17 protein-coding genes are annotated in these 18,870 nt (G+C 57.7%); 13 read left to right on the top strand and 4 right to left on the bottom strand.

Annotated elements, in window-relative coordinates; all coding sequences use genetic code 11:
• Positions 1 to 85: 85 nt before the first annotated feature.
• From ugpA to ugpQ, 4 genes are read left to right on the top strand one after another with little or no spacing between them, the layout of a single operon-like run.
• Complete coding sequence (gene ugpA / locus SOM40_RS21820; protein WP_106995245.1) at positions 86 to 973, top strand: sn-glycerol-3-phosphate ABC transporter permease UgpA; 888 nt, start codon at positions 86 to 88, stop codon at positions 971 to 973.
• Positions 970 to 1,815 carry a sn-glycerol-3-phosphate ABC transporter permease UgpE gene (gene ugpE / locus SOM40_RS21815; protein ID WP_225760044.1) on the top strand — a complete coding sequence of 282 codons (846 nt, stop codon included), beginning with the start codon at positions 970 to 972 and terminating at the stop codon, positions 1,813 to 1,815. Before ugpA ends, ugpE begins: the two co-directional genes overlap by 4 nt.
• Before the next feature lies 1 nt (position 1,816).
• Positions 1,817 to 2,887, top strand: coding sequence for a sn-glycerol-3-phosphate import ATP-binding protein UgpC (locus tag SOM40_RS21810; RefSeq protein ID WP_320530903.1), 1,071 nt, complete (start codon positions 1,817 to 1,819; stop codon positions 2,885 to 2,887).
• The gene (gene ugpQ, locus SOM40_RS21805; protein ID WP_320530904.1) at positions 2,884 to 3,624 is read left to right on the top strand and encodes a glycerophosphodiester phosphodiesterase; all 741 of its coding nucleotides are present in this window, start codon (positions 2,884 to 2,886) and stop codon (positions 3,622 to 3,624) included. Before SOM40_RS21810 ends, ugpQ begins: the two co-directional genes overlap by 4 nt.
• Here ugpQ and SOM40_RS21800 read toward each other — a convergent pair.
• Positions 3,621 to 3,998, bottom strand: a complete 378-nt coding sequence (locus tag SOM40_RS21800) for a DUF2756 family protein (protein WP_320530905.1) — start codon at positions 3,996 to 3,998, stop codon at positions 3,621 to 3,623. The two genes, ugpQ and SOM40_RS21800, sit on opposite strands and share 4 nt — an antisense overlap.
• A gap of 122 nt (positions 3,999 to 4,120) precedes the next feature.
• Between SOM40_RS21800 and ggt the strand changes: the two genes are divergently transcribed.
• A complete protein-coding gene (gene ggt / locus SOM40_RS21795) occupies positions 4,121 to 5,866 on the top strand; it encodes a gamma-glutamyltransferase (protein WP_225760047.1) in 1,746 nt (581 codons plus the stop codon).
• Positions 5,867 to 5,904: 38 nt separating this feature from the next.
• Here ggt and yhhY read toward each other — a convergent pair whose 3' ends face one another.
• Both yhhY and SOM40_RS21785 read right to left on the bottom strand, forming a co-directional pair.
• Positions 5,905 to 6,393 (bottom strand): N-acetyltransferase, encoded by a 489-nt coding sequence (yhhY, locus tag SOM40_RS21790; protein WP_320530906.1) that lies wholly within the window; start codon positions 6,391 to 6,393, stop codon positions 5,905 to 5,907.
• A gap of 219 nt (positions 6,394 to 6,612) precedes the next feature.
• Entirely contained in the window at positions 6,613 to 7,263 is a 651-nt protein-coding gene (locus tag SOM40_RS21785) for a bactofilin family protein (protein ID WP_225760049.1), read from the bottom strand.
• 173 nt (positions 7,264 to 7,436) lie between these two features.
• Here SOM40_RS21785 and SOM40_RS21780 point away from each other — a divergent pair, with 173 nt between their 5' ends.
• The 5 genes from SOM40_RS21780 (at position 7,437) to gntU (ending at position 12,380) form a co-directional block, all read left to right on the top strand.
• The gene (locus SOM40_RS21780; RefSeq protein WP_262661710.1) at positions 7,437 to 8,474 is read left to right on the top strand and encodes an oxidoreductase; all 1,038 of its coding nucleotides are present in this window, start codon (positions 7,437 to 7,439) and stop codon (positions 8,472 to 8,474) included.
• A gap of 123 nt (positions 8,475 to 8,597) precedes the next feature.
• Entirely contained in the window at positions 8,598 to 9,293 is a 696-nt protein-coding gene (locus tag SOM40_RS21775) for a pirin family protein (RefSeq protein WP_106995237.1), read from the top strand.
• A gap of 93 nt (positions 9,294 to 9,386) precedes the next feature.
• Entirely contained in the window at positions 9,387 to 10,382 is a 996-nt protein-coding gene (gntR, locus tag SOM40_RS21770) for a gluconate operon transcriptional repressor GntR (protein WP_106995236.1), read from the top strand.
• A 126-nt stretch (positions 10,383 to 10,508) separates the two neighbouring features.
• Positions 10,509 to 11,036, top strand: a complete 528-nt coding sequence (gene gntK / locus SOM40_RS21765) for a gluconokinase (RefSeq protein WP_039032525.1) — start codon at positions 10,509 to 10,511, stop codon at positions 11,034 to 11,036.
• Positions 11,037 to 11,039: 3 nt separating this feature from the next.
• Positions 11,040 to 12,380, top strand: a complete 1,341-nt coding sequence (gene gntU / locus SOM40_RS21760; protein WP_225760051.1) for a gluconate transporter — start codon at positions 11,040 to 11,042, stop codon at positions 12,378 to 12,380.
• A 199-nt stretch (positions 12,381 to 12,579) separates the two neighbouring features.
• Here gntU and SOM40_RS21755 read toward each other — a convergent pair whose 3' ends face one another.
• Positions 12,580 to 13,173, bottom strand: coding sequence for a YhgN family NAAT transporter (locus SOM40_RS21755; RefSeq protein WP_032614883.1), 594 nt, complete (start codon positions 13,171 to 13,173; stop codon positions 12,580 to 12,582).
• Between the two features lie 177 nt (positions 13,174 to 13,350).
• Here SOM40_RS21755 and asd point away from each other — a divergent pair, with 177 nt between their 5' ends.
• The 3 genes from asd (at position 13,351) to glgX (ending at position 18,863) form a co-directional block, all read left to right on the top strand.
• The gene (gene asd / locus SOM40_RS21750; protein ID WP_106995234.1) at positions 13,351 to 14,454 is read left to right on the top strand and encodes an aspartate-semialdehyde dehydrogenase; all 1,104 of its coding nucleotides are present in this window, start codon (positions 13,351 to 13,353) and stop codon (positions 14,452 to 14,454) included.
• A 249-nt stretch (positions 14,455 to 14,703) separates the two neighbouring features.
• Entirely contained in the window at positions 14,704 to 16,890 is a 2,187-nt protein-coding gene (gene glgB, locus SOM40_RS21745; RefSeq protein WP_166184448.1) for a 1,4-alpha-glucan branching enzyme, read from the top strand.
• Entirely contained in the window at positions 16,887 to 18,863 is a 1,977-nt protein-coding gene (gene glgX / locus SOM40_RS21740; protein ID WP_320530907.1) for a glycogen debranching protein GlgX, read from the top strand. Before glgB ends, glgX begins: the two co-directional genes overlap by 4 nt.
• Positions 18,864 to 18,870: the final 7 nt, after the last annotated feature.

Genomic DNA, 18,870 nt, shown 5'->3' with positions numbered 1-18,870 from the left:
AGAGGGGACTGCGCGGAGCCGTCTTTTCTCCCTCGCCCCTTTGGGGAGAGGGCCGGGGTGAGGGGAAACCAACTTGAGCTAACCTATGTCATCTTCCCGTCCGGTGTTCCGTTCCCGTTGGCTGCCGTACCTGCTGGTCGCGCCGCAACTGGTCATCACCGTTATCTTCTTTATCTGGCCTGCGGGCGAAGCGCTGTGGTACTCGGTGCAGAGCGTCGATCCGTTCGGGCTCTCCAGCCAGTTCGTCGGCCTGGATAACTTCGCCGCCCTGTGGCACGACAGCTACTACCTCGACGCCTTCTGGACGACGATCAAATTCAGCACCCTGGTCACCGTCAGCGGCCTGCTCGCCTCGCTGTTCTTCGCCGCGCTGGTTGATTACGTGGTGCGTGGCAGCCGTCTCTATCAGACCCTGATGCTGCTGCCCTATGCCGTGGCCCCCGCGGTCGCCGCCGTGCTGTGGATCTTCCTGTTTAACCCCGGCCGCGGGCTGATCACCCATTTCCTCGGCGAGTTTGGCTACGACTGGAACCATGCCCAGAACAGCGGCCAGGCGATGTTCCTGGTGGTGTTCGCTTCGGTGTGGAAGCAGATCAGCTATAACTTCCTTTTCTTCTTTGCCGCGCTGCAGTCCATTCCGCGTTCGCTGGTGGAAGCCGCGGCGATTGACGGTGCAGGCCCGGTCCGCCGCTTCTTTAAGCTTTCGCTACCGCTGATCGCCCCGGTGAGTTTCTTCCTGCTGGTGGTCAACCTGGTCTACGCCTTCTTCGACACCTTCCCGGTGATCGACGCCGCCACTGCGGGCGGCCCGGTGCAGGCCACCACCACGCTGATCTACAAGATCTACCGCGAAGGCTTTGCCGGTCTGGATCTCTCGGCCTCTGCCGCCCAGTCGGTGGTGCTGATGTTCCTCGTCATCATCCTCACGGTGGTGCAGTTCCGCTATGTTGAAAGTAAGGTGCGCTACCAATGATTGAGAACCGTCGCGGGCTGACGATTTTCAGCCACACCATGCTGATCCTGGGCATTCTGGTGATCCTGTTCCCGCTGTACGTGGCTTTTGTCGCCGCCACGCTGGACCGCAACGCCATCTTTGAAACCCCGATGACGCTCATCCCGGGTGGTCATCTTTTCGAGAACATGGCGACCATCTGGACCCAGGGCGTAGGGGTGAACAGCGCGCCGTTCTGGCTGATGATGCTCAACAGCTTCATCATGGCGTTTGGCATCACCGTCGGCAAAATTACGGTGTCGATGCTCTCGGCCTTCGCTATCGTCTGGTTCCGCTTTCCGCTGCGCAATCTGTTCTTCTGGATGATCTTTATCACCCTGATGCTGCCGGTGGAGGTGCGTATCTTTCCGACGGTGGAGGTGATCGCCAGGCTCGGCATGCTCGACAGCTACGCGGGCTTAACCCTGCCGCTGATGGCCTCGGCCACCGCCACCTTCCTGTTCCGCCAGTTCTTTATGACCCTGCCGGACGAGCTGATTGAAGCCGCGCGCATCGACGGCGCCTCACCGATGCGCTTTTTCCGCGACATCGTGCTGCCGCTGTCCCGCACCAACCTCGCGGCGCTGTTCGTCATCACCTTTATCTACGGCTGGAACCAGTACCTGTGGCCGCTGCTGATCGTGCAGGACGTCAACCTCGGCACCGCCGTGGCGGGCATCAAAGGGATGATTTCAACCGGCGAAGGCACCACCCTCTGGAACCAGGTGATGGCGGCGATGCTGCTTACCCTTATCCCACCCGTAGTCATTGTTTTAGCCATGCAGCGTGCATTTGTCCGCGGCCTGGTCGATAGCGAGAAATAAAATGGCAGGTTTAAAACTTCAGGCAGTCACCAAAAGCTGGGATGGCAAAACCCAGGTCATTCAGCCGTTAACGCTCGACGTGGCGGACGGGGAATTTATCGTGATGGTCGGCCCGTCCGGGTGCGGCAAATCGACCCTGCTGCGGATGGTCGCCGGGCTCGAGCGCGTCACGTCGGGCGATATCTGGATTGACCGCCAGCGCGTCACCGAGATGGAACCGAAAGACAGAGGCATCGCGATGGTGTTCCAGAACTACGCCCTCTACCCGCATATGAGCGTGGAGGAGAACATGGCCTGGGGACTGAAAATTCGCGGGATGGGCAAAAGCCATATCGACGAGCGCGTCAAAGAGGCAGCGCGAATTCTGGAGCTGGACGGTCTGCTGAAGCGCCGGCCGCGTGAACTCTCCGGCGGCCAGCGTCAGCGCGTGGCGATGGGCCGCGCCATCGTGCGTGACCCGGCGGTGTTCCTGTTTGATGAACCGCTCTCCAACCTCGACGCCAAACTGCGCGTGCAGATGCGCCTTGAGCTACAGCACCTGCACCGTCGCCTGAAAACCACCTCCCTGTACGTGACTCACGATCAGGTCGAAGCCATGACCCTCGCCCAGCGGGTGATGGTGATGAACAAAGGCATTGCCGAGCAGATCGGCACCCCGGTGGAGGTGTATGAAAAGCCCGCCAGCCGCTTTGTGGCGAGCTTTATCGGCAGCCCGGCCATGAACCTGCTGGAGGGGCGCATTAGCGCTGCGGGTACTCATTTTGAGCTGGAGAGCGGCATGGCGCTGCCGATCAACTGGTTCTATCGCGGCTACGCCGGACGCAAAATGACGCTGGGTATCCGCCCGGAACATATTGCGCTAAGCTCCCAGTCGGAAGGCGGGGTGCCGCTGGTGATGGACACCCTCGAGATGCTGGGTGCCGATAACCTGGCGCACGGACGCCGGGGCGAGCAGAAGCTGGTGGTGCGCATGTCGCATCAGGAGCGCCCGCAAGCGGGCAGCACGCTGTGGCTGCATCTGCCGGAAAATCATCTGCACTTATTCGATGGTGAAACAGGACAACGCGTATGAGTAACTGGCCTTATCCCCGCATCGTCGCCCACCGGGGCGGCGGTAAACTGGCCCCGGAGAACACCCTGGCGGCGATTGACGTCGGGGCGCGCTACGGCCACACGATGATCGAGTTCGACGCCAAGCTCTCTCAGGACGGGGAGATCTTCCTCCTGCACGATGACAACCTCGAGCGCACCAGCAACGGCTGGGGCGTGGCAGGACAACTGCCGTGGCGCGATCTGCTGAAGGTGGATGCCGGGAGCTGGTTTGGCAAGGAGTTTAAAGGCGAGCCGCTGCCGCTGCTGGCCGAGGTGGCCGACCGCTGCAGGAAGCACGGGATGATGGCCAATATCGAAATCAAACCGACCACCGGCACCGGGCCGCTCACCGGTAAAGTCATCGCGCTGGCGGCACGCGAACTGTGGGAAGGGATGACCCCACCACTGCTGTCGTCGTTTGAGATCGACGCGCTGGAGGCGGCGCAGGCTGCAGTGCCCGAGCTGCCGCGGGGTTTACTGCTGGATGAGTGGCGTGAAGACTGGCGGGAGTTAACGACCCGGCTGGGCTGCGTGTCGATGCATCTCAACCATCGTCTGCTGGATGAGGCGCGGGTGAAGGCGATTAAGGCCGCCGGCCTGCATATTCTGGTCTATACCGTTAACCAGCCCCAGCGGGCAGCGGAACTGCTGCGCTGGGGCGTGGACTGCATCTGTACCGATGCGATTGCCCTGATTGGTCCGGACTTCCAGCCCTAAGGGTTATTCAGCATTGAGCCGTTCTGCTGCTGCGGCAGCATATGTTGCTGCTGCACACCGCCCGACGACTCTACGCCGCTAAGCATCCCGCCGCTGGTGTTAGGCAGAACCTGCACGCCCGGCTGGCTCTGCTGAACCCGCAGGGTATCGTTGTTCATCTGCGTTTGCAGATGCTGCTGCTGAACGCGGGTCTGCGTCTGCAGCTGCTGATTGAGCATCCCTGTCTGCTGCTGCTGCTGGATCATCATCTGATTTTGCATCCGCTGCTGGCTGGGGTTCTGGTACCCCGGCTGGTTTGGGTTGTTCAGGGTATTGATGGGTTGCGCCAGCACGGCAAACGGCAGTAACGCCGCAACAAGAATTAGTCGTTTCATTGTTACTCCCTCCTTCTGAGGCCTCCTCTAAGTTTACCTCCAATCCCGCACTACGATGATTTTTTAAGAGTTATGAACCAGGCTTAAGCGGGAGCATGAGTCCCTGTACCTGGAGAATAAGAATGATCAAACCAACGTTTTTACGCTGGGTAGCGATTGCTGCCCTGACGGCAGGCGGTACGTTTGGCGTGGCAGCAAATCCGCCTGCCGCACCCCCGGTATCCTATGGCGTGGAGGAAGATGTGTTCCATCCCGTGCGGGCGCAAAAGGGAATGGTCTCTTCGGTGGATGCCCTTGCCACTCAGGTGGGGGTGGATATCCTCAAGCAGGGCGGTAATGCGGTGGATGCGGCGGTGGCGGTGGGTTATGCGCTGGCGGTGACGCACCCGCAGGCGGGTAACCTCGGCGGCGGCGGCTTTATGATGCTGCGGACCAAAGATGGCGTGACCACGGCGATCGACTTCCGTGAAATGGCGCCGTCCCAGGCCACGCGCGACATGTTCCTCGACGACCAGGGTAACGCAGACAGTAAAAAATCTCTCACCTCCCATCTGGCGACCGGCACGCCGGGTACGGTAGCGGGCTTCTCGCTGGCGCTGGATAAGTACGGCACCCTGCCGCTGAACAAAGTGGTGCAGCCAGCGATCAAGCTGGCGCGCGACGGCTTTGAGGTCAACGACGCCCTGGCTGACGATCTGAAAACCTACGGCAGCGAAGTGCTCCCCAACCATGAGAACAGCAAAGCGATCTTCTGGAAGGAGGGCGAGCCGCTGAAGAAGGGTGACAAGCTGGTGCAGACCAACCTCGCCAAAAGTCTGGAGATGATTGCCGAGAACGGCCCGGATGCCTTCTATAAAGGGGTGATTGCCGACCAGATTGCCGAAGAGATGAGTAAGAACGGCGGGTTGATCACCAAAGCCGATCTCGCCGAATACAAAGCGGTGGAGCGCACGCCGATTAGCGGGGACTATCGCGGGTATCAGGTCTACTCCATGCCACCACCGTCTTCCGGCGGGATCCACATCGTGCAGATCCTCAATATCCTCGAAAACTTCGATCTGCATAAGTTTGGTTTCGGCAGTGCCGATACCATGCAGGTGATGGCCGAGGCGGAAAAATATGCTTACGCCGACCGCTCGGAGTATCTGGGCGACCCCGATTTCGTCAAGGTTCCGTGGCAGGCGCTGACCAATAAAGCCTATGCCAAAACTCTGGCCGATCAGATCGATATCAACAAAGCTAAACCCTCAAGCGAGATCCGCCCGGGCAAACTGGCCCCGTACGAGAGCAACCAGACTACCCACTTCTCGGTGGTGGATAAAGACGGTAACGCGGTGGCGGTCACCTACACGCTGAACACCGTGTTTGGTACCGGGATCGTGGCGGGCAACAGCGGCATTCTGCTCAATAACGAGATGGATGATTTCTCCGCCAAACCGGGCGTGCCGAACGTCTACGGGCTGGTGGGCGGGGATGCCAACGCTGTCGGGCCGAAGAAGCGTCCGCTATCGTCGATGTCACCGACCATCGTGGTGAAGGACGGCAAAACCTGGCTGGTGACCGGCAGCCCTGGCGGGAGCCGCATTATTACCACCGTGCTGCAAATGGTGGTCAACAGCATCGACTACGGGATGAACGTGGCAGAGGCCACCAACGCGCCGCGCTTCCATCACCAGTGGCTGCCGGATGAGCTGCGGGTGGAGAAGGGCTTTAGCCCGGATACCCTGAAGCTGCTGGAACAGCGCGGGCAAAAAGTGGTGGTGAAAGAGGCGATGGGCAGCACCCAGAGCATTATGGTGGGGCCGGATGGCGCGCTGTATGGCGCATCGGATCCGCGGTCGGTGGATGATTTGACGGCAGGATATTAAACCTTTTACCTCTCCCCAATGGGGAGAGGTATCCATGCTTACTTGATGCGCGCCATAAAGTGCGCATCGACAAACTCACCGTTACGTAGGGCGAACTTCTTCCCGGTGCCTTCCACCACAAAGCCATATTTACGATACAGGGCAATGGCAGAGGCGTTGTCGACAAAAACCGTCAGCTCGATACGCTCGATGCGCAGCCAGTTGTCGCACAGGTTGATCATCTCGCGCATTAACGCGCTGCCCGCGCCGCGGCCCTGCACCTCGGCTGACACACCAATTCCGAACGTCGCCACATGACTGCGGCGTGGATTTTCCATCACGTCCAGCACCAGGTGACCGATGACCTTATCGTCCAGGCAGGCCACCAGATGACGCCTGCCCGGCTTTTGCATCACGCGTTCTTTCCACATATCCATCGCAGGATGAGGAAGTTGTAGAGTGTCGTGATAAACCCCTGGATGGGCATTCAGCAGGCGTAAAGCTTCGGCATCGGCGGCTTCAACGTGGCGTATCACTATCTCACTCATTCCTTCTTCCTCAGTTAGTTAGGTTCCCTTTCAACATCCATGAGTTTGAAATGTGAGTCAACAAGCATTTTTTGCAAAAAATCAGTAGACAAGTGCGAATGAGAATGATTATTATTGTCTTGCCTTCAGGAGAACCGACACGGGAACCTGAAAGCACGACATTGCTCACATTGCTTCCAGTATTATTTTAGCCAGCTTATCGCTGGCTTTTTTTTTGCCCTACAGCTTTTGCAGCGGCACGAGATCGAGCGGGTCTGGCGCGCTCTCTTTCATCAGGCCCACCACGTTGGTCTTTTCCGCGACGGCGGGTAACACCTCTGCCTGGCCGGAAAACAGCCCGCCTTTTTTCACCGCCAGGGTGCGGTAGGCAAGGGTTCCGGTGACCTGGCCGTTCTCGCAGATTTCAATCACATCGCTGCTGCACTGGCCGAGCACCTTGCCATCAACGATCAGCTCCCGGCAGGTGATATTTCCCTCCACCTGACCCCCACGCATGATTTTTATCAGGCTCTCTTTGGAGTCGATATTGCCGATAAGCGTCCCGTGAACGTAGACATGACCACCGGAAACGATATTGCCTTCAAAACGCACATCGCTGGCGATAACGGTGGTGCCGTGTTTCTCCGTAGCGGTGGGCTCTTTTTCAATGACGGGCACCGGGGGAAGGATGAGTTCTGGCTTGCCAGCCTCGGGGGTTTTGCTCTTTTTAAACATGGTCTTAACCTGATTGAGTAGAAGGGAGATGCCAAAGCTCAGCAAAGAGACTGCAGCGAACAGCCACGTCAGGAAGAGGGCGCCTGAGCACCAGGCGACCAGCGCGAGCAGCCAGAAGAGAAGGGCGCTATTTAACGCGAGATATTTTCTGTCCATAGAAAATGAGCGCGACTCCTTTCGCGAGCAGGGGGATTTGGCCGTCTTCTTATCCTGGTAATTTCACCCAGGATCAAGCTTTCGACCGCCATTTTAGGATTCGTTATAGAAATATATTTCGCCGCCAGGTTGCGCTATGGTTGAAAGCAGAGACCTAAGCCAGGAAAACCACTATGACACTACACTGCGCATTTATTGGATTTGGCAAAAGCACCACCCGCTATCACCTTCCGTACGTTCTCACCCGTAAAGCCAGCTGGCATGTGGCGCACATCTTCCGCCGTCACCCGAAGCCGGAAGAGCAGTCACCGCAGTACTCCCATATTCATTTCACCAGCGATCTCGATGAGGTGCTGAACGACCCTGAGGTCAAGCTGGTGATCGTCTGCACGCACGCCGACAGCCACTTTGAGTATGCGAAACGCGCCCTGGAAGCCGGGAAAAACGTGCTGGTGGAAAAACCCTTCACCCCGACGATGGCCGAGGCGAAAGAGCTGTTCGAACTGGCCCGCAGCAAAGGGCTGACCGTCAGCCCGTATCAGAACCGTCGCTTTGATACCTGCTTCCTGACTGCTAAACAGGCGATTGAGAGCGGCAAGCTGGGCGAGATCGTCGAGTTCGAAAGCCACTTCGATTACTACCGCCCGGTGGCAGAGACCAAACCCGGCCTGCCGCAGGATGGCTCTTTCTATGGCCTGGGTGTGCACACTATGGATCAGGTCATCAGCCTGTTCGGCCGTCCGGACCATGTGGCCTACGACATTCGCAGCCTGCGCAATAAAGCCAACCCGGACGATACCTTTGAAGCTCAGCTGTTCTACGGCGACCTCAAGGCGATCGTCAAAACCAGCCATCTGGTGAAGACCGACTACCCGAAATTCATCGTCCATGGCACCAGAGGCTCGTTTATCAAGTACGGCATCGACCAGCAGGAGACCAGCCTGAAGGCCAACATCATGCCGGGTGAACCAGGATTTGCGGCAGATGCATCCGTGGGCGTGCTGGAGTATGTCAACGACGCGGGGGTGACGGTGAAAGAGGAGATCAAACCGGGCACCGGCGACTACGGACAGGTCTACGATGCGCTGTATGAGACCCTCACAAAAGGTACCCCTAATTACGTCAAGGAAATTGAAGTGATGACCAATCTGGAAATCCTTGAACGGGCCTTTGAACAGGCCTCACCTGCCACGGTAACCCTTGCCAGATAAGCCTGAACGACTCCTCTGTGCTTGTTCAGTTATTTTGAACAGAGGAGTCAATTTTCACCCTCTATGATCCCAGGTCGATTGCGTCCACACTTACTCCATCGAAACGAACTGAGGGTAAAAACAATGATCTTCTTACGCAAAGCAAACGACCGCGGTCACGCAAATCATGGTTGGCTGGACTCATGGCATAGCTTCTCGTTTGCCGATTATTATGACCCGAACTTTATGGGTTTCTCGGCACTGCGAGTCATTAACGATGACGTGATCGATGCCGGTCAGGGCTTTGGTACCCACCCGCATAAAGACATGGAAATCCTGACCTATGTGCTGGAAGGCGCTGTTGAGCACCAGGACAGCATGGGCAACAAAGAGCAGGTTCCGGCGGGTGAGTTCCAGATTATGACGGCGGGTACCGGGGTGCGTCACTCCGAATACAACCCAAGCAAAACCGACCGTCTGCGTCTGTACCAGATCTGGATCATTCCGGAAGAAAAAGGCATTACCCCGCGCTACGAGCAACGTCGTTTTGACGCCGAGCAGGGGAAACAGCTGGTACTGTCACCGGATGCCCGTGACGGCTCGCTGAAAGTGCATCAGGACATGGAGCTTTACCGTTGGGCGCTGGCGAAAGACGAGCAGTCTGTGCATCAGATCGCCGCGAACCGCAAAGTGTGGATCCAGGTGGTGAAAGGCGAAGTGACCATCAACGGCACCAAAGCGACCACCAGCGATGGTCTGGCCATCTGGGATGAGCAGGCGATCTCCGTGCATGCCGACAGCGCCGCTGAGATTCTGCTGTTCGACCTGCCGCCGGTCTAAATAAATAACCAGCCTTCCCCATTCCCAGGGGAAGGTTGGCCTTTGTCCGTGATAAACTGAGGGAATCTATCACTACCGGTTTCTCTCAGGACGATGAAAAAGAAAAGACCCGTACTTCAGGATGTAGCCGATCGCGTCGGTGTGACTAAAATGACGGTCAGCCGTTTCTTACGTAACCCGGAACAGGTTTCCGTGGCGTTACGTGGCAAGATTGCCGCTGCTCTTGATGAACTGGGTTATATCCCCAACCGCGCCCCCGATATTCTCTCCAATGCCACCAGCCGTGCGGTAGGCGTCCTGCTCCCCTCCTTAACTAACCAGGTCTTTGCGGAAGTGCTCCGCGGCATCGAAAGCGTCACCGACGCCTTTGGCTATCAGACCATGCTCGCTCACTACGGCTACAAACCGGAACTGGAAGAGGAACGTCTGGAGTCGATGCTCTCCTGGAACATTGACGGCCTGATTCTCACCGAACGCACCCACACCGCCCGCACGCTGAAGATGATCGAGGTGGCAGGTATTCCGGTGGTCGAGCTGATGGACAGCCAGTCGCCTTGCCTCGACATCGCCGTCGGGTTCGATAACTTCGAAGCTGCCCGCCAGATGACGGCGGCGATTATCGCCCGCGGTCATCGCCATATCGCCTATCTTGGCGCACGTCTGGATGAACGTACTATCATCAAACAGAAGGGATACGAGCAGGCGATGCTCGACGCCAACTTAACGCCCTACAGCGTGATGGTAGAGCAGTCCTCTTCCTACACCTCCGGCATTGAGCTGATGCGTCAGGCCCGTCGCGAGTACCCGCAGCTTGACGGCATCTTCTGTACCAACGATGACCTCGCGGTCGGCGCCGCCTTTGAGTGCCAGCGTCTGGGGCTTTCTATCCCAGGTGATATGGCGATTGCCGGTTTCCACGGCCACGACATCGGTCAGGTCATGGAACCGCGTCTGGCGAGCGTTCTGACGCCGCGTGAGCGCATGGGCCGTATCGGTGCAGAACGCCTGCTGGCGCGCATTCGTGGTGAGGCGGTGACGCCTAAGATGTTAGATTTAGGTTTCACATTGTCACCGGGTGGATCGATTTAACCTGACAAGTTTGAACTAGCTCACACTTATTCACTTCGCACACGTTTGGATATTGCTTCTCGTCAGCCCCGGCAGGACAATGTTACCGATAACTGTTACCCGTAACAATCGACTGAGGGACATACCTTGAGCACCACAAATCCAGATCACCACGTTTATGTCCTGATGGGCGTTTCCGGTAGCGGTAAATCTGCCGTTGCCAGCGAAGTGGCGCATCAAATTCATGCCGCGTTTCTTGATGGTGACTTTCTCCATCCGCGCAGCAACATCACCAAGATGGCCTCTGGCGAGCCGCTGAACGACGACGATCGTAAGCCGTGGCTGCAGGCTTTGAATGATGCCGCCTTTGCTATGCAGCGCACCAACAAAGTGTCGCTGATCGTCTGCTCCGCATTAAAAAAGACCTACCGCGACCAGCTGCGTGAAGGCAACGCTAATCTCTCCTTTATCTACCTGAAGGGCGATTTCGACGTGATCGAAACCCGTCTGAAAGCGCGTAAAGGCCACTTCTTCAAAACCCAGATGCTGGTGACGCAGTTCGAAACCCTGCAGGAACCGGGCGCGGATGAAAGCGATGTCCTGGTCGTGGATATCGATCAGCCGCTGGACGGTGTTGTTGCCAGCACCATTGAGGTCATTAATAAAAGGCAGTAAGTTTTGAGTACGTTAACGCTTGTTTTAACAGCAGTCGGCTCCGTGCTGTTGCTGCTGTTTTTGGTGATGAAGGCCCGTATGCACGCCTTCGTTGCTTTGATGGTGGTATCTATTGGTGCAGGTCTTTTTTCTGGAATGCCGCTCGACAAAATCGCCGCGACCATGGAAAAGGGGATGGGGGGCACGCTAGGCTTCCTGGCCATTGTCGTCGCCCTTGGCGCGATGTTTGGCAAAATCCTGCATGAAACCGGCGCGGTCGATCAGATCGCCGTCAAAATGTTGAAATCATTCGGCCACAGCCGGGCGCACTATGCGATTGGTCTGGCCGGTCTGATCTGCGCGCTGCCGCTGTTCTTCGAGGTGGCGGTGGTGCTGCTGATTAGCGTGGCCTTCTCTATGGCGCGCCATACCGGTACAAACCTGGTGAAGCTGGTTATTCCTCTGTTTGCCGGTGTGGCAGCAGCGGCGGCCTTTCTACTGCCAGGGCCTGCGCCGATGCTGCTGGCTTCCCAGATGCACGCTGACTTCGGCTGGATGATCCTGATTGGTCTCTGCGCCGCGATCCCGGGCATGCTGATCGCCGGTCCGCTGTGGGGCAACTTTATCAGCCGTTACGTTGAGCTGCACATTCCTGACGACATCACCGAGCCGCACCTGGGCGAGGGCAAAATGCCGTCGTTTGGCTTTAGCCTCGCGCTGATCCTGCTCCCGCTGGTGCTGGTGGGGCTGAAAACTATCGCTGCGCGCTTTGTGCCGGTCGGTTCAAGCGCTTACGAGTGGTTTGAGTTTATCGGCCATCCGTTCACCGCGATCCTGGTCGCCTGTCTGGTTGCCATTTATGGCCTGGCGATGCGTCAGGGTATGGCGAAGGATCGGGTGATGGAGATCTGCGGCGCGGCGCTGCAACCGGCAGGGATTATTCTGCTGGTGATCGGTGCGGGCGGGGTGTTCAAGCAGGTGCTGGTGGATTCCGGCGTCGGCCCGGCACTGGGCGAAGCGCTCACCGGAATGGGCCTGCCAATTGCGATCACCTGTTTTGTGCTGGCTGCGGCGGTGCGTATCATTCAGGGCTCCGCGACCGTGGCCTGTTTAACCGCCGTCGGGCTGGTGATGCCGGTGATTGAGCAGCTGAATTACTCCGGCGCGCAGATGGCAGCGCTGTCTATCTGTATCGCGGGTGGGTCGATTGTGGTGTCCCACGTCAACGATGCGGGCTTCTGGCTGTTCGGTAAATTCACCGGCGCCAGCGAAGCGCAAACCCTCAAGACCTGGACGATGATGGAAACCATCCTCGGCACCACCGGGGCGATTGTCGGGATGATTGCGTTTACGCTGCTGAGCTAGCAGCAGTGCCCGGCGGCGCGTTGCTTGCCGGGCCTACAAAACCTCGAACCGTAGGCCGGGTAAGGCGAAGCCGCCACCCGGCATGGCTGGGGGCTGGGAAGTCTGTGCGGCCTGATGCCCTCACCCCGGCCCTCTCCCACAGGGAGAGGGTGCAAACACTAAAAACGACAACTTTCGTTGTCGTTTTGCTTTTACCTTGCTAGCCCTTCATCCACGCCCTGATCCCATCCAGGAACATCTGCGTCGCCATCATCACCAGAATCAATCCCATCAGCCGCTCCAGCGCATTGACCCCTTTCTCCCCCAGCAGGCGTAAAAACAGCGACGACTGCAGCAGGATGATAAAGGTTCCGCCCCAGGCAATCAGCAGGGCAATCACCAGATGGCTCATCTGATTCGGGTACTGATGCGACAGCAGCATCAAGGTTGCCAGAATCGTCGGCCCGGCGACCAGCGGGATCGCCAGCGGCACAATAAACGGCTCTTCACCCGCAGGCAGGCCGCTGCTGCTCCCTTCGCTGCTCGGGAAAATCATTTTGATGGCAATCAGGAACAGAATAATCCCGCCGGAAATGGAGACCGTTTCAGCGCGTAAATTCAGGAATGCGAGGATTTTCTCGCCGGCAAACAGGAAGATAAACATTACCAGCAGGGCGATGAGCAACTCGCGGATCATGATCGCCCGACGGCGCTTCGGCTCGGTGTGCTTCAGTACCGACATGAAAATAGGCAGGTTTCCGAGTGGATCCATAATTAGGATCAATAAAACAGCGGCGGAAATGATTTCACTCATCGTAGATTATCCCTGATACTTGTATGGTTATCCCGATGATTAGCTCTTTTTCTGATAGCCGGGCAATCATCGATTAATTTCGCTTGCGACTTTGGCAGCATTTTGTAATGTGAAGCATATCCCAGTTCAATACTGGCTTGCATAAACAGCACACACCCTCTGCAGGAAAAAAATGCTATGAAAAACGTTGGTTTTATCGGCTGGCGCGGTATGGTCGGCTCTGTACTCATGCAACGCATGGTTGAAGAGCGCGATTTCGACGCTATCCGCCCGGTCTTCTTCTCCACTTCCCAGCTCGGCCAGGCTGCACCGTCCTTTGGTGGTACCACAGGCACGTTGCAGGATGCTTACGATCTGGAAGCGTTGAAGGCGCTGGACATTATTGTCACCTGCCAGGGCGGCGATTATACCAACGAAATTTACCCAAAGCTTCGTGAAAGCGGCTGGCAGGGCTACTGGATTGACGCGGCCTCTTCGCTGCGCATGAAAGACGATGCGATCATCATTCTTGACCCGGTCAACCAGGACGTCATCACGCACGGCCTGAATAACGGCGTGAAAACCTTCGTTGGCGGTAACTGTACGGTCAGCCTGATGCTGATGTCGCTGGGCGGTCTGTTTGCCCAGGATCTGGTGGAGTGGGTTTCTGTCGCCACCTACCAGGCGGCATCCGGCGGCGGTGCGCGTCATATGCGCGAGCTGCTGACCCAGATGGGCCAGCTGCAGCACAGCGTGGCGGAAGAGCTGGCCAACCCGGCGTCCGCTATTCTCGATATCGAGCGTAAAGTTACTCAGCTGACCCGTAGCGGCGAGCTGCCGGTGGATAACTTCGGCGTACCGCTGGCCGGTGGCCTGATCCCGTGGATCGACAAGCAGCTGGACAACGGCCAGACCCGCGAAGAGTGGAAAGGCCAGGCCGAGACCAACAAAATCCTGCGTACCTCTTCGGTGATCCCGGTTGACGGTCTGTGCGTGCGCATCGGCGCGCTGCGCTGCCACAGCCAGGCATTCACAATTAAAATGAAAAAAGATGTATCCATACAAACTGTGGAGGAATTGCTCGCGTCGCATAACCCGTGGGCAAAAGTCATCCCTAACGACCGCGACATCACCATGCGTGAACTGACCCCGGCTGCGGTCACCGGCACATTATCTACCCCTGTAGGACGCCTGCGTAAACTAAATATGGGGCCGGAGTACCTTTCCGCCTTTACCGTCGGCGACCAGCTTTTGTGGGGTGCCGCCGAGCCGCTGCGCCGGATGCTACGCCAACTGGCGTAATAAATACTTAATACTTAGGGGTGATTTATCACCCCTTTTTTTGCGTACTAAAGGACGAAAACGCAAATGATTCATTATTTTTCGGGAGTCATATAAAGCGTTGGCTATGCTTTATGCGGGATGTCACATATTCCGCCTGGAGGTTGAATGGAACAGAGAGGATGCACAAGGTGCTGTTCCGTTCAGGTCACATTAAGGTCGTACCCGGTGCGCGACAGGGGCGGCAACTAGAAAAACAGGATGAATACCATGTCCGTTCGTATTGATAGAGACGTGATTAATGCGCTTATTGCGGGTCACTTTGCGGATCCATTTTCTGTACTTGGCATGCACCGCACTGACGCTGGACTGGAAGTCCGGGCACTGCTACCTGACGCGACGGAAGTGTGGGTCATCGAACCCAAAACCGGTCGCAAGGTCGGTAAACTCGAATGTATTGATTCACGCGGCTTCTTCGCTGGCGTGATGGCCCGCCGTAAAAATGTCTTCCGTTATCAGCTCGCCGTCATCTGGCATGGCCAGCAAAACCTGATCGACGATCCCTATCGCTTCGGTCCGCTGTTGCAGGATATGGATGCCTGGCTGCTGTCGGAAGGGACACACCTGCGTCCTTATGAGACGCTCGGTGCCCACGCCGATACCATGGACGGCGTGACCGGCACCCGCTTTACCGTCTGGGCACCGAATGCCCGCCGTGTCTCTGTAGTGGGGCAGTTCAACTACTGGGATGGCCGTCGCCACCCGATGCGCCTGCGTGGCGAGACCGGCATCTGGGAGCTGTTTATCCCCGGTGCGCAAAACGGCCAGCTGTACAAATACGAGCTGATCGATGCCCACGGCAAGCTGCGGATCAAAGCTGACCCCTATGCCTTCGAAGCGCAGATGCGCCCGGAAACTGCATCACTCATTTGTGGTCTGCCGGAGAAGGTTGCCCAGAGCGAAGAGCGCATCCGGGCCAACCAGTTCGATATGCCGATCTCCATTTATGAAGTCCATCTTGGCTCCTGGCGTCGTCATACCGATAACAACTTCTGGCTCAGCTACCGGGAGCTGGCCGACCAGCTGATCCCGTATGTGAAATGGATGGGCTTTACCCATCTGGAGCTGCTGCCAATTAACGAACACCCGTTTGACGGCAGCTGGGGCTATCAGCCGACCGGCATGTATGCCCCGACCCGCCGCTTCGGCACCCGGGATGACTTCCGTTACTTTATCAACGCCGCCCACGCCGCCGGGCTGAATGTGATCCTCGACTGGGTGCCGGGCCACTTCCCGTCCGATGACTTTGGTCTGGCGGAGTTCGACGGCACCAACCTGTATGAGCACAGCGATCCGCGCGAAGGCTATCATCAGGACTGGAACACCCTGATCTACAACTATGGCCGTCGGGAAGTGACCAACTATCTGGTGGGCAACGCGCTCTACTGGATCGAGCGTTTCGGTATTGATGCCCTGCGCGTGGACGCCGTCGCCTCGATGATCTACCGCGACTACAGCCGTAAAGAGGGGGAGTGGATCCCGAACGAATTCGGCGGGCGTGAAAACCTCGAAGCCATTGAGTTCCTGCGTAACACCAACCGTATTCTCGGGGAGCAGACACCTGGCGCGGTGACAATGGCGGAAGAGTCCACGGACTTCCCGGGCGTCTCCCGACCACCTTCGATGGGCGGCCTCGGCTTCTGGTTCAAGTGGAACCTCGGCTGGATGCACGACACCCTGGATTACATGAAGCTGGATCCGGTCCATCGCCAGTTCCATCACAACAAACTGACCTTCGGGATGCTCTACAACAGCACCGAAAACTTTGTTCTGCCGCTCTCCCACGACGAAGTGGTCCACGGCAAAAAATCGATTCTCGACCGCATGCCGGGCGACGCCTGGCAGAAGTTTGCCAACCTGCGCGCCTACTACGGCTGGATGTTCGCCTTCCCGGGCAAAAAACTGCTGTTTATGGGCAACGAGTTCGCCCAGGGCCGCGAGTGGAACCACGACACCAGCCTCGACTGGAACCTGCTGGAAGGGGGCGACAACTGGCACCACGGCGTGCAACGCCTGGTCCGCGACCTTAACCATACCTATCGCCACCACAAGGCCCTGCACGAGCTGGACTTTGACGACTACGGCTTCGAGTGGCTGGTGGTGGACGACAACGAGCGCTCGGTGCTGATCTTTGTCCGTCGTGACAAGGTGGGCAACGAAATCATCGTCGCCAGTAACTTCACCCCGGTCACGCGTCATCACTACCGTTTCGGCATCAATCAGCCGGGCAAATGGCGTGAAGTGCTGAATACCGACTCCATGCATTACCACGGCAGCAACGCGGGCAATGGCGGGCTGGTGCAGAGTGATGAGCAGGAGAGCCATGGTCGACCACAGTCCCTGAGCCTCACTCTGCCGCCGCTCTCCACGATCTGGCTGGTGCGGGAGGGGGAATGACGCAGCTCGCTGCAGGTAACCCGGCCCCGCTCGGCGCACGCTATGACGGCAAAGGGGTGAACTTCACCCTCTTTTCCGCCCATGCGGATCGGGTTGAACTCTGCGTGTTTGACGGCAATGGCATTGAACACCGCTACGATCTGGTGGCCCGCAGTGGCGATATCTGGCATGGCTACCTTGAACATGCCAGACCCGGCACGCGGTATGGCTTCCGGGTTCATGGCCAGTGGGATCCGGCAAAAGGGCTGTTCTTTAACCCGGCCAAACTGCTGCTCGACCCCTGCGCGTATCAGGTCGAAGGCACGCTGGACGATGACGTCCTGCTGCATGCCGGCAAACATACTCCCGATCACCGGGACAGTGCCGCGGTGGCACCCAAAAGCGTGGTGGTCTGCGACGATCGTTACGACTGGGAAGAGGACGCCGCCCCCAATATTCCCTGGGGCAGGACGGTTATCTATGAGGCCCACGTTAAGGGGCTGACGTATCTGCACCCCGGCATTCCGGAGGAGATCCGCGGCACCTACCGGGCGCTCGGTCACCCGGTGATGATTGCCTATTTTAAGCATCTCGGGATCACCGCCCTGGAATTATTACCGGTAGCCCATTTCGCCTCTGAGCCGCGTTTGCAGCGCCTCGGTTTGAGCAATTACTGGGGTTACAACCCGATGGCCATGTTTGCCCTCGATCCGCGCTACGCCTCGCATCCCGAGCAGGCGCGGGATGAGTTTCGTGATGCGGTGAAGGCGCTGCACGAAGCGGGTATTGAGGTCATTCTGGATATCGTGCTGAACCACAGCGCGGAACTGGATCTGGAAGGCCCGACGTTCTCCCTGCGCGGAATTGATAACCCTAGCTATTATTGGTTAAGGGAAGATGGCGATTACCACAACTGGACCGGCTGCGGTAACACGCTCAACCTCAGCCATCCGGCGGTGACGCAATACGCGTATGAATGCCTGAAGTACTGGGTGGAGACGTTCCACATAGACGGTTTTCGTTTTGACCTGGCGTCAGTGATGGGACGCACGCCGGAATACAGCCAGCAGGCGCCGCTGTTTGAGGCGATTAAGAACTGCCCGCTGCTGTCGGGCGTGAAGCTGATTGCAGAGCCCTGGGATATCGGCCCTGGCGGTTATCAGGTGGGGAATTTCCCGCCGCCGTTTGCCGAGTGGAACGACCACTATCGTGATACCGCGCGCCGCTTCTGGCTGGCACGCGATCTGTCACTCGGTCAGTTTGCCGGGCGTTTTGCCGCTTCCAGCGATCTGTTCAAGCGCAACGGGCGTCTGCCCTCCGCGTCGATCAATCTGGTTACGGCGCACGACGGTTTTACCCTGCGTGACTGCGTTTGTTTCAATCAGAAACACAATGAAGCCAATGGCGAAGAAAATCGTGACGGTACCTTCAATAACCACAGTTTTAACCATGGTATAGAAGGATTAAGTGGCAATCTGAATGTGATTGAGCGACGCCGCGCCAGCGTGCACGCGCTGCTCACCACGCTGCTTTTGTCGCAAGGAACGCCGATGTTGCTGGCAGGCGATGAACATGGCCACAGCCAGCACGGCAACAACAATGCTTATTGCCAGGATAACCCGTTAACCTGGCTGGACTGGCAACAGGCCAACAGTGGATTAGCCGACTTTACCGCTGCGCTGATCCATCTGCGTCAGCAGATCCCGGCGCTCACCCTGAATCAGTGGTGGGAAGAGGGCGACAGCAATGTTCGCTGGTTAAATAAAAAGGCGCAACCGTTGGAAGCGCGTGAGTGGCAAAGCGGCGTGCCGTGCCTGCAAATCCTGCTTTCGGATAGCTGGCTTATCACGCTTAACGCCACAGATGAGGTCGCAGAAATAGTTTTACCCGAAGGGGAGTGGCGGGCTATCCCCCCATTTGCCGGAGAGGATAATCCGGTCGTTATGACTGCCTGGCATGGGCCTGCGCACGGTGTATGTGTATTCCAGAGATGATAATAAA

It is taken from the genome of Leclercia sp. CFBP8987 (genome assembly GCF_034044995.2).
In the GTDB taxonomy this organism is placed as follows: domain Bacteria; phylum Pseudomonadota; class Gammaproteobacteria; order Enterobacterales; family Enterobacteriaceae; genus Enterobacter; species Enterobacter tamurae.
This window is presented reverse-complemented; position numbering and strand designations above follow the sequence as displayed.